Origin of the sequence: Dyella sp. EPa41 (assembly GCF_016586165.1) — a bacterium.
Classification (GTDB): Bacteria; Pseudomonadota; Gammaproteobacteria; order Xanthomonadales; family Rhodanobacteraceae; genus Dyella.
In genome coordinates this window covers 1-14,090 of the sequence record NZ_BCPR01000021.1, presented here as the reverse complement: position 1 = coordinate 14,090, position 14,090 = coordinate 1, and the positions used below count along the sequence as shown (strand labels likewise).

Genomic DNA, 14,090 nt, shown 5'->3' with positions numbered 1-14,090 from the left:
TGGTATGGGGCCTGAGCGATTACGGGCGTTGCGCCTTCGGCAGCGGTTCGCACCGCTTCTCCCACCACACGCTAAACGTCGATTATAGGGTGCCCGGGCGCGCTTTGCCTCCCTCCCTGGCCGCCGCTTCAGTCGCGGTGGGGGTCGAGTCTCACCCCGCGTAAGATGAGCACCCCCACTCCCGGCAAGCGCCATGACGCCTCCCTTCCAACTGGCCCGGATCGACCATGTGGTGCTGCGCGTGCACGACCTGCCCGCCATGCAGCGGTTCTATTGCGAGGTGCTCGGCTGCCGCGAGGAGCGCCGGCAGGACGAGATCGGCCTGGTGCAGTTGCGCGCCGGCGATTCGTTGATCGATCTGGTCGCGCTGGACGGCAAGCTCGGCCGGCTGGGCGGAGCCGGGCCGGGTGCGGAAGGGCACAACATGGACCACCTGTGCCTGCAGGTGGAACCCTATGACGAGGCGGCCATCGTGGCTCACCTCAAGACTCATGGCGTGCGCATCGGCGAGGTCGGCTCGCGCTACGGCGCCTTGGGTGAAGGTCCGTCGATCTACCTGCACGACCCCCAGGGCAACATGGTCGAACTGAAGGGGCCGCCGCACGCCTGATGGCGGCCGCCTCGCGCGCTCACGCAAGGGATGCGCCCATCGTCGCATCATGTCGCGCCGGCCGCGTGTCGTTCATGCGGTCGGCAATAGCCCCGTGCCCACGGGTTCGCCGTCAGGCGCCGTGGGACCGACGCCACCGTCGTTACCGCCCAGGTCCCTCCATTGACGTGTGTTTCGACGAGGAGAGCGAGCATGGCGACCTATATTTCATTGACCCGCCTGACCGACCAGGGCATGCGCGCGGTGAAGGACACCACCCAGCGGGCCGACGCGGTCAAGGCACTGGCAGGCAAGTTCGGCGCGACGATCAAGGACATTTGCTGGACGCTGGGCCAGTACGACATCGTGGTGGTCATCGAAAGCCAGGACGAGCAGTCCGCCGACGCCTTCGGCCTCAGCATCGGCGCATTGGGCAATACGCGCTCGGAAACGCTGCGGGCGTTCTCATCGGAAGAAATGAAGGGGGTATTGACCCGCGTGGGGTAGCGCGTTGCGGGAATGGCGTGGTGGGCCGGCCCGAGCGGGTGAGGCCTGCCACTAGCGCACGAGGATGGTCACCTCAGAACTGATAGGTAACGCCAAGGCCGCCGCCGTTGGTGGCGAGGCTGATCTGGTTGCCGTCCTCGTGGCTGCTTTCGTCCTGCGCGTAGTAGCGGTGGAAGACGTAGCCCGCCAGTTTCCACCGCGGCGACAGCGTGTATTCCAGGCCCAGCACCGCCTCCCAATGGGTCTGCGCGGTCTTCACTTCGCCGCCCTCGGTGCGAAAGCTGTTGACCCACGGCAGGCGCCCCCAGCTGGCATCGGCAGTGAAGCGCAGCTGGCCGCCCAGGGGATAGCGAAGATGCAGGCCGAAGATGGGTACCGGCAACTCCTGAACGTAAAAATCTTCCTTGAGCTCGTTGCCGACGCTGCCCGCGGCAAGGGTGCCGTGGACGACGAAATTGAGCATCACATACGTCGCGCCGACGCTTCCGTACAGGCTGCCGCCGCGGCCGACATCGACGAGACGGTGCCAGTAAGACGCGTCGAAGGCGATGAAATCCTGGAAGTGCGTCGCGGTGTCGAGCCGCCCCGGCGCGACGGTGGTGCCGTTGAAGTACACGGGCACGTCAGTACTGGAACGACCCTGCAGCTGATGGGTGGCGAAGCCCAGGTGCAACTCGCCCCCATCGGAGAACGACTTCCAGGCCTGCAGGCGGATGGTCTGCATGTCGTTGACGTCGAGGTCGTCGCTGAGATGCAGGCGGGTGCCCTGGATGTCGTTTTCGCGGACCTGCACCCATCCACCCGGCGCACTCCATTCGCCGGAAAGTTGCAGGTGCCACGAGGTGTCGTCGGCGCGCGCCGGCATGGCGCAAAGCAGGCCCAGCAGCGGTGGCAGCCATGCCCTGCGCCGGCTGCGCAATCGATGACGTGCGATCGATCGGGTCGTAGCAATCATGGCCGGGTGAACGGCGGCTCATGGCCGATGCCGTTCCCTGGCGAGTGCTCCCGCCGGACTCCAGCCACAAGTCTACGTCGCTGGATGACACGGACAGTGCAGGCGATGTGAAGGAGCTTGCCGCCATGTCACCGACGGCATGGTTTTCGTTTGAACTTGCGGTGCTCAACCCTGCGGAATTCCCGCCATGTCCGGCAGGTGATGCGCGATGCCCTTGTGGCAATCGATGCAGGTCTTTTCGCCCGATCCCAGCCAGCGCTGGTGGATCTCCGCGGCGCGACTCGACTGCCGCGTGAGGTCCATCGACTGGTAGTTGTGGCAGTTGCGGCATTCGAGCGAGTCGTTGGCCTTCAGTCGCGCCCATTCGTGCTCGGCCAGTTCCAGCCGGTGATCAAGGAATTTCCCGCGCGTGTCGATCGTTCCGAAGATCTTGCCCCAGACCTCCTTGGAAGCCTGCATCTTGCGGGCGATCTTGTCGGTCCAGTCATGCGGCACATGGCAGTTGGGGCAGGTGGCGCGCACGCCCGAGCGATTGGTGTAGTGGATCGTGGTCTTCAGCTCCTGGAACACGTTGTCGCGCATTTCGTGGCAACCGGTGCAGAACGCTTCGGTGTTGGTCGCCTCGAGCGCGGTATTGAAGGCACCCCAGAAGATCACGCCGGCGATGAAGCCGCCCAGCGTGAGAAAGCCCAGGCTGTAATGCACGCTGGGGCGGCGCATGGTCCGCCAGACGGCGAGGGCCCACGACTTGATCCGTGTCCACATGGTCAGTTCGCCTTGTGCTCGGGCTGTTCGGACTGCTCGGACAGGATGGTGTCGATATCCTTGAAGTTGTTGGCGACCAGCGGCTGCGCGTCGGTCTGCACGACGTGGCACTGGTTGCAGAAATAGCGTCGCGGCGAAATGGTCGCCAGGAACTGGTCGTCGCGGTCCATGTAGTGCGTCACGCTGACCGGTGGCGCCTGGAACTTGTCTGCATTCGCGCGTGCATGGCACAGCAGGCAGCGGTTGGAGTTCTTGTCGATCTGGTAGTTGTCGATGGAATGCGGAATGGTCGGCGGTTGCATGGGATAGGCGCGGTTGCGCTTGACGTCCGCGTTTTCCACATGGGCAAGCGCAGGCGCCATGCCTTCCAGGTCGATCGGTATGCCTCGGCGAATGGCGTCGATCTGCCTGCCCTGCGGCGCCTCCTCCGTCGCGGGTTTGGCAGCCTGCGGCGGCTGGTTGGCCGACGTCGATGCGGTAGCGACCACCGGTGGCGGGGCACTGCCTGCCTTCCGGCCCGCCACGAAGGCAATCGCTGCCACGACGATGACAACCAGCAGGCCGATGGCGATGAGAGGCTTGTCGCGCATTTCGATGTCCCCTTTTAGACGGCCACGACCTTGACCGCGCACTTCTTGTAGTCGGTCTGCTTGGAGATGGGATCGGTGGCGTCCAGCGTGACCTTGTTGATCAGCTGGCCCGCATCGAACCACGGCACGAATACCACGCCGGGCGGCATGCGGTTGCGCCCGCGCGTTTCGATGCGTGATCGCATGTCGCCGCGGCGTGACACCACGCGGACCTCATCGCCGCGCTTGAATCCGCGCGCCTTCGCATCATCGGGATTCATGAACACCACGGCCTGCGGAAACGCACGGTAGAGCTCGGGCACGCGCATCGTCATCGAGCCGGAGTGCCAGTGCTCGAGCACGCGGCCGGTCACCAGCCACAGGTCGAATTCCTTGTCGGGGCTTTCCGCGGGCGGTTCGTAAGGCAAGGCCCAGATCACCGCGCGGCCATCCTTGTTGCCATAGAACTGGAAGCCGGTGCCGGCCTTGACGTAAGGGTCTGTGCCTTCGCGATAACGCCACCGCGTTTCATGGCCATCCACCACCGGCCAGCGCAGGCCGCGTGCCTGGTGGTAGGCGTCGAAGGGCGCCAAGTCGTGGCCATGGCCGCGACCGAACTCGGCGTACTCCTCGAACAGGCCTTTCTGCACGTAGAAGCCGAACGCCGCCGATTCGTCGTTGTCATAACCCGCTTCGATCTGCGAGGTGGGGAACTTGTCCACCTTGCCGTTCTTGAACAAGACCTCGAACAAGGTCTTGCCCTTGTATTGCGGATTGGCCGCGAGGATGTCCGCCGGCCAGCATTCATCGGTGGTGAAGCGCTTGGAGAATTCCATCAGCTGCCACAGGTCCGACTTCGCATCACCGGGGGCCTTCACCAGCTGATGCCAGAACTGCGTACGCCGTTCGGCGTTGCCATAGGCGCCTTCCTTCTCCACCCACATGGCCGCCGGCAGGATGAGGTCCGCGGCCTGGGCCGTGACGGTGGGGTAGGCATCGGAAACGACGACGAAGTTGCGCGGATCGCGGTAGCCCGGATACGTCTCCTGCATCAGGTTCGCACCGGCCTGCATGTTGTTGTTGACCTGCACCCAGTAGGCGTTTAGCACGCCGTCGCGCAGCTTGCGGTTCTGTTCCACCGCGTGGAACCCGGGCTTTGGCTGGATGATGCCGTGCGGGATGTTCCAGATTTCCTCCGCATGCTTGCGATGCTCGGGATTGGCCACGAGCATGTCAGCGGGAAGGCGATGGCTGAACGTGCCCACTTCGCGCGCGGTGCCGCAGGCGGAGGGCTGTCCCGTCAGCGAGAACGGGCTGTTGCCCGGCGTGGAGATCTTGCCTGTCAGCAGATGCAGGTTGTAGACCATGTTGTTGGCCCACACGCCGCGCGTGTGCTGGTTGAAGCCCATGGTCCAGAAGGAAACGACCTTGGTTTTCGGGTCGGCATAGAGTTCGGCGAGCTGCTGCAGCCAACCCTTTTCGACGCCCGTCATCTCGACGGCTTTTTCCAGCGTGTACGGCGCGACGAACGCGGCGAACTGTTCGAAGTCGATGGGATCGCTGGCCGTCGGGTCCTTCGCGTTCTTGGCATTCACCTCCAGCGGATCGTCGGGGCGAAGGCCGTAGCCGATATCGGTGACGCCGCGCTTGAAGGTGGTGTGCTGGTTGACGAAATCCTTGTTGACCTTGCCGCTCTTGATGATGTGGTTGGCGATGTAGTTGAGGATCACCAGGTCGGTCTGCGGCTTGAAGACGATCGGGATGTCGGCCAGCTCGAAGCTGCGATGCTCGAATGTCGACAGCACCGCCACCTTCACCTGTGGGTTCGACAGGCGCCGATCGGTGACGCGCGTCCACAGGATGGGATGCATCTCGGCCATGTTCGAGCCCCACAGCACGAACGCATCCGTGGCCTCGATGTCGTCGTAGCAACCCATCGGCTCATCCATGCCGAACGTGCGCATGAAGCCCATCACCGCGGACGCCATGCAGTGGCGCGCGTTGGGGTCGAGGTTGTTGCTGCGGAAGCCCGCCTTGTAGAGCTTGTTGGCGGCATAGCCTTCCCAGACGGTCCACTGGCCGGACCCGAACATGCCGACCGAGCCGGGACCCTTTTCCTTGAGCACGCGCTTGAACTGCGCGGCCATGACATCGAATGCCTCGTCCCAGGACACCGGCGTGAAGTCGCCATCCTTGGCATAGGCACCGTCCTTCTTGCGCAGCAGCGGCTGCGTCAGCCGATCGGTGCCGTACATGATCTTGGAGAGGAAATAGCCCTTGATGCAGTTGAGGCCGCGATTGACCTCCGCGTGCACGTCGCCGTGCGTCGCCACCACGCGCCCGTTCTTGACGGCGACATTCACGCCGCAGCCCGTGCCGCAGAAACGGCAGGGCGCCTTGCTCCATTTGAGCTGCGTGAGGTCGCCCTCCAGCAGTACGTTGGTGGCGCTGGCGGGAAGCGCAATGCCGGCGACGTTGGCGGCAATGGCGACGGCCGTGTTGCGGACAAACTCGCGTCGCGTCATCTGGGCTGTCATGCGTCGGTTTCCTGGTGCAATGCCATGGTCATGGCGGGTTGGTCGAGCTCGTCGGCGGACTCGACATGGTGATAGACCAGTGAGACGTTGATCACGCCGGGAAGCAGGGACAGGGCGTCGATGTGATCGACGATGGCCCGCTGGTTGTCCGTCTCGCACAGCAGGACGCAGCGGCAGTCGCGTTCGGCGGCGATCTGCAGCGACTCGTGGGTGGTGGTAAACCCGCGCACGATCGAGGCGCTGTCGGGCCGGTGAAGTACGACGAGGCTGGATATGTGTTGTTCGCCCTTCATGATGTCCCCTTTGCCGGATGCGTTGGCCAACGGCGCGTGCACGCCTCAGTGGCCGGGCGGGCCGCTGACGAACATTTGCCAGAACCAGACGACGAATCCGTAGCCGGCGACGAATGTCACGGCCACTACGGGGAAGAGGACAACGGCAAGCAGGAGGAACGTATTCCTCTCCTGACGTTTTGAGGCCGCCTTCGGTGACGTTTCCATGCACACCCCTCAAGCAGGAAGCTTCCGCGTTACTCCCGGCACTCAAGCTAAGCGCATCGCCCCCTGCATCTTCTGACTCAAGTCAGGGCAGCATCACAATGGGCACGCGCCTACACTGGACGACTCAAGTGGACAGCGGCAAGTTTACGCAGCAGGCTTGTGCCATGCAGTGAAGGGTGCGTGAAATCATGCCAAGGGAGTGATGAATGTCGAGCCGATCCGGAAAGTTCTGCCGTTGCCTGGTCATGGGTCTTGTCGCACTGTCAGTGCTGTCCGTTCACGCGGCCGACATAGCGTCGGATGCGTTGCCGGGCATGCGAGTCAACGTGACTGGAAAGGTCACCACCTTGAGCGCATCCATGTTGGCGGACATGCCGCATGTCGATGTCACTGCCGCGGCGCATGACGAATCCCCCAGCACGTGGAGGGGCGTGTCCCTGGTGGACGTGCTGTTGCGCGCAGGCGTTGCGCTGGACAAGCCGTTGCGGGGCAGGGACCTGGCGTTGTTTGTCCGCGTCACGGCATCCGACCGCTATCAGGTCGTGTTTGCCCTGTCCGACCTGGACCCGACGCTTGGTCACAGCCAGGTGCTGTTGGTGGATCAACGCAACGGCAAGCCTTTGGACAAGGACGGCCCCTACCGGTTGCTGGTTCCAGGGGACAAACGGCCCGCGCGCTGGGTTCGCAACGTGGCCTTCATCGACGTGGTCGATGGGGCGGCGCCGGCGAGTCCGTGACGTTTGCTCAGGCGTCGTCGACGGGCGGTACTTCCAGGTCGACGATGGCTTCCCTGGCCAGCGGCATCAGTCCCTCGCCACCCTGGGCGAGATGAGCCTTGATCTGCCGGCGCATCGTGGGGTCCCAGAATCGCTTGAGATGATCGCGCACGCTGGTCACGGCAGCGTCATGATCGGGCTCGCTGGTGAAATAGGTGGCGATGTCGTTGGCCATGGTGACCAGGCGTTCGATTCTCATGGCGTCTCCCGCGGAGCCGGCGGCTGCAGGCGATGGGGATGGGTGTAGATATTGTGGCTGCCTGGCCGAGTGAAGCCCACCAGGGTGATGCCGGCGCTGCGCGCCAGTTCGATGGCCAGTGCCGTGGGTGCGGAAATCGCGGCCAGCACGGTGATGCCGGCGCTGGTGGCCTTGGTCACCATTTCGTAGCTGGCGCGGCTGGTGACCAGCGCCATGCCGTCGCCGGGATCGAAGCCGGCACGGCGCATCGCGCCGATCAGCTTGTCCAGCGCGTTGTGGCGACCGACGTCTTCACGTACCAGCAGGATCCGGCCCTCGCGATCGGCCCAGGCAGCCGCGTGCACGGCGCCGGTGGCGGCGTTCATCGGCTGGCGCGAGTGGAGCTGTTGCAGCGCCTGTTCCAGCGCGTCACGCGCGATGACCTGGCCCTCACCGACCGCCTCGCCATGGCGGATGGCCTGCTCAAGCTCGCGCGTGCCGCAGATGCCGCAGCCGCTGCGGCCCGGCAGCAGGCGCTGGCGTTCCTTGTCGAGGTGCGCAGCGGAAGCGTTGTCGGTGACGCGGATGGCCAGCTCGATGCCTTCGATCAGCGCATGGCTTTCCATCTGCAGCAGCTGCGAAGGATCGTTGATCAGCCCTTCGCTGAGCGAGAAGCCCAGCGCGAAATCATCGAGGTCATGCGGCGTAGCCATCATCACGGCAAAGGTGGCGCCGTTGTAGACCATGGCCACGGGTACTTCTTCGGCGATGAAATCGCTCTCGCGCATGGATTCGCCATGCCGCCACCGGTCGACCGGCCGGATCACATAGCCCTTTGCGGGTTCCTCTTGTTCGGGGGCGCTCAAGCGGGCTTCACCGATGGGTCGAGCAGGGCTTCCTGGGCCTCGGTAAAGGCACGGTAGCGGCGCTGCCATTCGGAGGGTTGGGTGACACGGGTGACTTGCACGGCGGTTACCTTGTACTCGGGGCAGTTGGTGGCCCAGTCGGAGTTGTCCGTGGTGATCACGTTGGCGCCGGATCCTGGGAAGTGGAACGTCGTGTAGACCACGCCCGGCTGCATGCGCTCGGAAATCCGCGCGCGCAATACGGTTTCTCCCGAGCGGCTGGTGATGCCGACCCAGTCGCCTTCCTCGATGCCGCGTTCTTCAGCGTCGTGCGGATGGATCTCCAGGCGGTCCTCGTCGTGCCACATCACGTTGGCGGTGCGCCGCGTCTGCGCCCCCACGTTGTACTGGCTGAGGATGCGGCCCGTGGTGAGGATCAACGGGTGTTCGGCGTTGACCTTTTCGGAGGTCGGCACGTATTCGGTCAGCATGAAGCGGCCCTTGCCGCGAACGAATTCGTCGACGTGCATCACCGGCGTGCCGAAAGGCCGCTCGTTGTTGCAGGGCCACTGCACCGAGCCAAGCTCGTCGAGCTTGGCGAAGCTGATGCCCTGGAACGTGGGTGTCAGCCGGGCGATCTCGTCCATGATTTCCGAGGCATGCGTGTAGCGCATTGGATAGCCCATGGCCTGCGCCAGCAACTGGGTGACTTGCCAGTCGGCATAGCCCCCCTTGGGGGCCATCACCTTGCGGACGCGCGACACGCGCCGCTCCGCATTGGTGAAGGTGCCGTCCTTCTCGAGGAAGGAACTGCCCGGCAGAAACACGTGCGCGAACTTGGCCGTCTCGTTGAGGAACAGATCCTGCACCACGATGCATTCCATCGAGGTGAGCGCTGCGGTCACATGCTGCGTGTCCGGATCGGACTGGGCGATGTCCTCGCCTTCGATGTAGAGCCCCTTGAACGTGCCGTCCAGCGCGGCCTCGAACATGTTGGGGATGCGCAAGCCCGGTTCGGCCAGCAAGGTGACGCCCCAGGCTTCCTCGAAGCTGTGGCGTACAGCGTTGTCGCTCACGTGCCGGTAAGCGGTGAACTCGTGCGGGAACGAACCCATGTCGCACGAACCCTGCACGTTGTTCTGCCCGCGCAACGGATTGACGCCCACGCCTTCGCGCCCGATGTTGCCGGTGGCCATGGCGAGATTGGCGATACCCATCACGGCGGTGGAGCCCTGCGCATGCTCGGTGACGCCCAGGCCGTAGTAGATCGCGGCATTGCCGCCGCGGGCATACAGGCGCGCCGCGCCGCGCACGAGTTCGGCCGGGACACCGGTCACCTCTTCCATCGCCTCCGGGCTGTACTTGTCCTGGGCGACGAAGGAACGCCACCTGGCGAAGGCCTCGGGCTCGCAACGGCGAGCCACGAAATCCTCATCGACCAGGCCCTCGGTCACGATGGCGTGGGCCAGGCTGTTGAGCATGGCGACATTGGTGCCGGGGCGCAGCTTGAGGTGGAAATCCGCCGCCACGTGCGGCGTGCGCACCAGGTCGATGCGGCGCGGATCGATCACGATCAGCCGCGCGCCTTCGCGCAGCCGGCGCTTCATCTGCGAGCCGAACACCGGATGCGCGTCCGTCGGGTTCGCACCGATCACCAGCACCACGTCCGTGGATTCGATCGAATCGAAATCCTGCGTGCCGGCCGATTCGCCGATGGTGGATTTCAGGCCGTAGCCGGTAGGCGAGTGGCATACGCGCGCGCAGGTATCCACGTTGTTGTTGCCGAAGCCGGCGCGTACCAGCTTCTGCACCAGGTAGGTTTCCTCGTTGGTGCAACGCGATGATGTAATGCCGCCGATGGCTTGCTTGCCGTAGGTCGCCTGCAGGCGCTTGAACTCGCTGGCGACGTGGGCGATGGCTTCCTCCCAGCTCACCACGCGCCATGGGTCGGAGACCTTCGCGCGGACCATCGGCGTGGTGATGCGGTCCGGGTGCGAGGCATAACCAATGGCGAAGCGCCCCTTCACGCAGGAGTGCCCGTGGTTCGCGTGGCCGTCCTTGTCCGGCACCATGCGCACGATGTCCTGGCCCTTCATCTCCGCACGGAAGCTGCAACCCACGCCGCAATAGGCGCAGGTGGTGACCACGCTGTGCTCGGCCTGGCCCTTGTCGATCAGCGACTTCTCCGACAGCGTGGCCGTGGGGCAGGCCTGTACGCAGGCGCCGCACGACACGCATTCGGAATCGAGGAAGCGTACATCCTGGCTGGCCGATACCTTGGATGCGAAGCCGCGATCCTGGATGGTCAGTGCGAAGGTGCCTTGCACCTCTTCGCATGCGCGCACGCAGCGCGAGCAGACGATGCACTTGGAAGGATCGAAGGCAAAGTAGGGATTGGACTCGTCCTTCGGTGCAAAGAGCGGATTCAGCTCCATCTGAAGAGTGCGGCCATGGATGGCCGCTTTTTGATCTTCGCGCGCCGGGATGCGCGCATAGTCAACAGTGCGGCCATGGATGGCCGCTTTTTGATCTTCGCGCGCCGGGATGCGCGCATAGTCAACAGTACGGTCGTGGATGGCCGCTTTTTGATCTTCGCGCGCCGGGATGCGCGCATAGTCAACAGTACGGTCGTGGATGGCCGCTTTTTGATCTTCGCGCGCCGGGATGCGCGCATAGACATGATTGGCGCCGTCGTAGCCGTAGCGGACCTCGCGCAGGCCGACGACGCCGGCCATGTCCTGCAGTTCGCAATGCCCGTTGGCGGGGCAGGTGAGGCAGTCGAGCGGATGGTCCGAGATGTAAAGCTCCATCACGCCGCGACGGATCTCGGCCAGCTTCGGTGTCTGCGTGTGCACGCGCATGCCGTCGGCCACTGGCGTGGTGCACGAGGCGGGATAGCCCTTGCGCCCGTCGATCTCGACCAGGCATAGCCGGCACGAGCCGAAGGCTTCGAGCATGTCGGTGGCGCACAGCTTGGGGATGGCGATGCCGGCCTGCGCCGCGGCGCGCATCACCGACGTGCCTTCGGGCACGCGGATGCTACGACCGTCGATATGCAGTTCGACCAGGCTCTCGGCTTTGGACTCGGGTGTGCCGTAGTCGATTTCGACGATGGACAGCATGGCGTTCTTCCTCCTCAGGCGCCGGCCTCGCCGGCCGCACCTGCGAAATCTTCGTGGAAATGATCGAGCGCGCTGAGCACCGGGAAAGGTGCCATGCCGCCGAGCGCGCACAGCGAGCCGGCGATCATGGTCTGGCACAGGTCGCGCAGCAGCACTTCGTTGCGTTCGCGTTGCCGCGCATCGCCCGCCACCATGCGGTCGATCACCTCGACGCCGCGCGTGGAGCCAATCCGGCACGGCGTGCATTTGCCGCACGACTCGATGGCGCAGAACTCCATCGCGTAGCGCGCCTGCGCCGCCATGTCGACGGTGTCGTCGAACACCACCACGCCGCCGTGGCCCAGCATGGCGCCAATGGCGACGAACGCTTCGTAGTCGATGGGCGTATCCAGCCGGGAGGCGGGAATATAGGCGCCCAGCGGCCCGCCGACCTGCACGGCCCGGATCGGACGGCCGCTTGCCGTACCGCCGCCATAGTCTTCGACCAGTTCGCGCAGGGTGAGGCCGAACGCGCGCTCCACCAGCCCGGGCCGCTTGAGATTGCCGGCCAGTTGGATGGGCAGGGTGCCGCGCGACTTGCCCAGGCCATAGTCGCGGTAATAGCCCGCCCCGCGATCGAGGATGATCGGCACGGAGGCGAGCGTGACCACGTTGTTGATCACGGTGGGCTTGCCGAACAGGCCTTCGACCGCCGGGAGCGGCGGCTTGAAGCGTACCTGTCCGCGCTTGCCTTCCAGCGATTCCAGCAGCGAGGTTTCCTCGCCGCAGATATAGGCCCCGCCGCCCATGCGCACTTCAAGATGGAAGGCTTTGCCGCTGCCGGCGACATCGTCGCCAAGAAGCCCGGCCGCTTTGGCGGCAGCGATGGCTGCTTCCATCGCGCGTTGGGCATGGGGGTATTCGACGCGCAGGTAGATATAGCCCTGCGTGGCGCCCACGGCGAGGCCGGCGATGGTCATGCCCTCGATCAGCACGAACGGATCGCCTTCCATGATCATGCGATCGGCGAAGGTGCCCGAGTCGCCCTCGTCGGCATTGCACACCACGTATTTGCGGAACGCCGGCGCGTCGAGGCAGGTCTTCCATTTGATGCCTGCCGGGAACGCCGCGCCGCCACGCCCGCGCAGGCCGGCATCGAGCACGGTCTGCACGATCTCCTCGCCGCTCATGTGCAGGGCGGCGGCAAGGCCGCGATAGCCGCCATGCGCGCGATAGTCTTCCAGGCTTCGCGGATCGACCACGCCGACGCGCTCGAAGGTGAGGCGCTGCTGGCTCTTGAGGTAGCCGATGTCGCCGGTCGGGCCGTGTGCGAGCGCGTGCCCGCCGCCGCGGAGGAAATCCGCGTCGAACAACGAGGCCACGTCTTCCTTCTGCACGGGGCCATAGGCAATGCGGCCCACGGACGTCTCGACCTCCACCAGAGGTTCGAGCCAGTACAGCCCCCGCGAGCCGTTGCGTACGATTCGCACGTCCAGGCGGCGCCGCGAAGCCTCCGCGGTGATGGCGGTGGCCACGTCTTCGGCGCCCAGTGAAAGAGCGCCGGCGTCGCGTGGCACGTAGACGGTGATGCTCATCGTGCCTCCGCCTCGAGCCAGGCGTCGAAACGGTCAGGCGTCATGCGACCCTTGAGCTCACCATCCACCATCATGGCGGGTGAGCACGCGCAGTTGCCGAGGCAATAGACCGGCTCCAGCGTGTAGGCGCCGTCGGCCGTCGTCTCGTGGAAGTCCACGTCCAGCCGATGCTTGACATGTTGCTCCAGCGCGACAGCGCCCATCGCCTGGCAAGATTCCGCGCGGCAGAGATGGATCACGCGCCGCCCCGCGGGCTGTTGCCGGAAGTAGTGGTAGAACGTGACTACGCCGTGGACATCGGCACGCGAAAGGTTCAACTCGCGCGCGATGAGGGGGACAGCCTCTTTCGGCACATGACCCAGCGCGTCCTGCACCCCGTGGAGAATGGGCAACAGGGCGCCGGGCGTGTCCTTGAGCCGGGCGGTCACTTCGAGCACCGCAACGCGGATGTGCTCGGGAATGGCCGGCAGCACGGCGATGTCTATCGCTCGTTTCATGTCTTGGTGGATCCCTTCAGAACGGTGCGGCAGCCTTGGCAATGGTTATCCATACACCGATCAGGAAGGGAATGCCAACCGCCGCCCGGGCCATCAGGCCCACGAGGCCGAAACGGCCGCGTGCCGCGTTCTGGACGGTGGTCGAGACGATGCCGCTTCGTGCGGCAGCGAACGCTCGCGCTCCCGTTCCTCGTCCGTCATCAGGGCACTCTCCGTCACCGGCTTGACCAACAGGTTGCAGAGCATGCGATCAGCAGGAGCACCGCGAGGATGCAAAGCGTGCGGTCATGGACCAGGTTCCTGGCAACACCGGCGTTGAGCTGCGTTTCATGCACCGCCACAACGAGTAGCGGCGCGGCGATGCCTGCCACCGACCACATCGTCAGCAGGCGTCGATGGATCGCGCCAACCATCCGCGTGCCGACGATGTCCGACAGGCAGAAGCCACCGCCGTTTCCCCGTAGCCTACGCTGGCATGGCACCCGGTGGCCGATCGGGCTCGCCGGCCGAAAGGCAGGCACGCGTGTCGAGGCGGCGTCGTGACCGGTTCAACCGACCCTTGGGTGCGGGCATGCGGCCAACTTGGGCTTGCCCGGAGACGGTGGGTATGCGTGGATATACGTCCACTGGCCCTTCACCACAACCCCCATAGCGTTCAAGGCACACAGGGGATAGG

General features: G+C 64.9%; 15 protein-coding genes. 3 read left to right on the top strand and 12 right to left on the bottom strand.

Features of this window, described 5'->3' with window-relative positions; all coding sequences use genetic code 11:
• Positions 1–193: 193 nt before the first annotated feature.
• Complete coding sequence (locus JMF82_RS08975) at positions 194–610, top strand: VOC family protein (RefSeq protein ID WP_201314188.1); 417 nt, start codon at positions 194–196, stop codon at positions 608–610.
• Between the two features lie 192 nt (positions 611–802).
• Positions 803–1,096: a GYD domain-containing protein gene (locus JMF82_RS08970; protein ID WP_201314187.1), complete on the top strand. Its 294-nt coding sequence runs from the start codon at positions 803–805 to the stop codon at positions 1,094–1,096.
• 73 nt (positions 1,097–1,169) lie between these two features.
• Here JMF82_RS08970 and JMF82_RS08965 read toward each other — a convergent pair whose 3' ends face one another.
• The 6 genes from JMF82_RS08965 to napE form a co-directional block, all read right to left on the bottom strand.
• Positions 1,170–2,051 carry a hypothetical protein gene (locus JMF82_RS08965; RefSeq protein ID WP_201314186.1) on the bottom strand — a complete coding sequence of 294 codons (882 nt, stop codon included), beginning with the start codon at positions 2,049–2,051 and terminating at the stop codon, positions 1,170–1,172.
• Positions 2,052–2,216: 165 nt separating this feature from the next.
• Positions 2,217–2,816 carry a cytochrome c3 family protein gene (locus JMF82_RS08960; protein ID WP_201314185.1) on the bottom strand — a complete coding sequence of 200 codons (600 nt, stop codon included), beginning with the start codon at positions 2,814–2,816 and terminating at the stop codon, positions 2,217–2,219.
• 2 nt (positions 2,817–2,818) lie between these two features.
• Positions 2,819–3,406, bottom strand: a complete 588-nt coding sequence (locus JMF82_RS08955) for a nitrate reductase cytochrome c-type subunit (protein WP_201314184.1) — start codon at positions 3,404–3,406, stop codon at positions 2,819–2,821.
• A gap of 14 nt (positions 3,407–3,420) precedes the next feature.
• Complete coding sequence (gene napA / locus JMF82_RS08950) at positions 3,421–5,922, bottom strand: periplasmic nitrate reductase subunit alpha (protein ID WP_201314183.1); 2,502 nt, start codon at positions 5,920–5,922, stop codon at positions 3,421–3,423.
• On the bottom strand, positions 5,919–6,215 hold the full coding sequence (locus JMF82_RS08945) for a chaperone NapD (protein WP_201314182.1): 297 nt from the start codon (positions 6,213–6,215) through the stop codon (positions 5,919–5,921). Before JMF82_RS08945 ends, napA begins: the two co-directional genes overlap by 4 nt.
• Positions 6,216–6,260: 45 nt before the next feature.
• Entirely contained in the window at positions 6,261–6,422 is a 162-nt protein-coding gene (napE, locus tag JMF82_RS08940; RefSeq protein ID WP_201314181.1) for a periplasmic nitrate reductase, NapE protein, read from the bottom strand.
• Positions 6,423–6,769: 347 nt separating this feature from the next.
• Between napE and JMF82_RS08935 the strand changes: the two genes are divergently transcribed.
• A complete protein-coding gene (locus tag JMF82_RS08935; protein ID WP_201314180.1) occupies positions 6,770–7,159 on the top strand; it encodes a molybdopterin-dependent oxidoreductase in 390 nt (129 codons plus the stop codon).
• A 7-nt stretch (positions 7,160–7,166) separates the two neighbouring features.
• Here the strand turns inward: JMF82_RS08935 and JMF82_RS08930 are convergent, their stop codons facing one another.
• From JMF82_RS08930 to JMF82_RS08900, 6 genes are all read right to left on the bottom strand, one after another.
• Positions 7,167–7,397 (bottom strand): formate dehydrogenase subunit delta, encoded by a 231-nt coding sequence (locus JMF82_RS08930; RefSeq protein WP_201314179.1) that lies wholly within the window; start codon positions 7,395–7,397, stop codon positions 7,167–7,169.
• Positions 7,394–8,164, bottom strand: coding sequence for a formate dehydrogenase accessory sulfurtransferase FdhD (gene fdhD, locus JMF82_RS08925; protein ID WP_236585374.1), 771 nt, complete (start codon positions 8,162–8,164; stop codon positions 7,394–7,396). The genes JMF82_RS08930 and fdhD overlap by 4 nt, the downstream gene beginning before the upstream one ends.
• A 74-nt stretch (positions 8,165–8,238) precedes the next feature.
• Positions 8,239–11,343, bottom strand: coding sequence for a formate dehydrogenase subunit alpha (gene fdhF, locus JMF82_RS08920; RefSeq protein WP_236585373.1), 3,105 nt, complete (start codon positions 11,341–11,343; stop codon positions 8,239–8,241).
• Between the two features lie 14 nt (positions 11,344–11,357).
• Positions 11,358–12,917, bottom strand: a complete 1,560-nt coding sequence (locus JMF82_RS08910; protein ID WP_201314177.1) for a formate dehydrogenase beta subunit — start codon at positions 12,915–12,917, stop codon at positions 11,358–11,360.
• Positions 12,914–13,414 (bottom strand): formate dehydrogenase subunit gamma, encoded by a 501-nt coding sequence (locus JMF82_RS08905; RefSeq protein ID WP_201314176.1) that lies wholly within the window; start codon positions 13,412–13,414, stop codon positions 12,914–12,916. The genes JMF82_RS08910 and JMF82_RS08905 overlap by 4 nt, the downstream gene beginning before the upstream one ends.
• 215 nt (positions 13,415–13,629) lie before the next feature.
• Entirely contained in the window at positions 13,630–13,827 is a 198-nt protein-coding gene (locus JMF82_RS08900; protein ID WP_201314175.1) for a hypothetical protein, read from the bottom strand.
• Between the last annotated feature and the right edge of the window lie 263 nt (positions 13,828–14,090).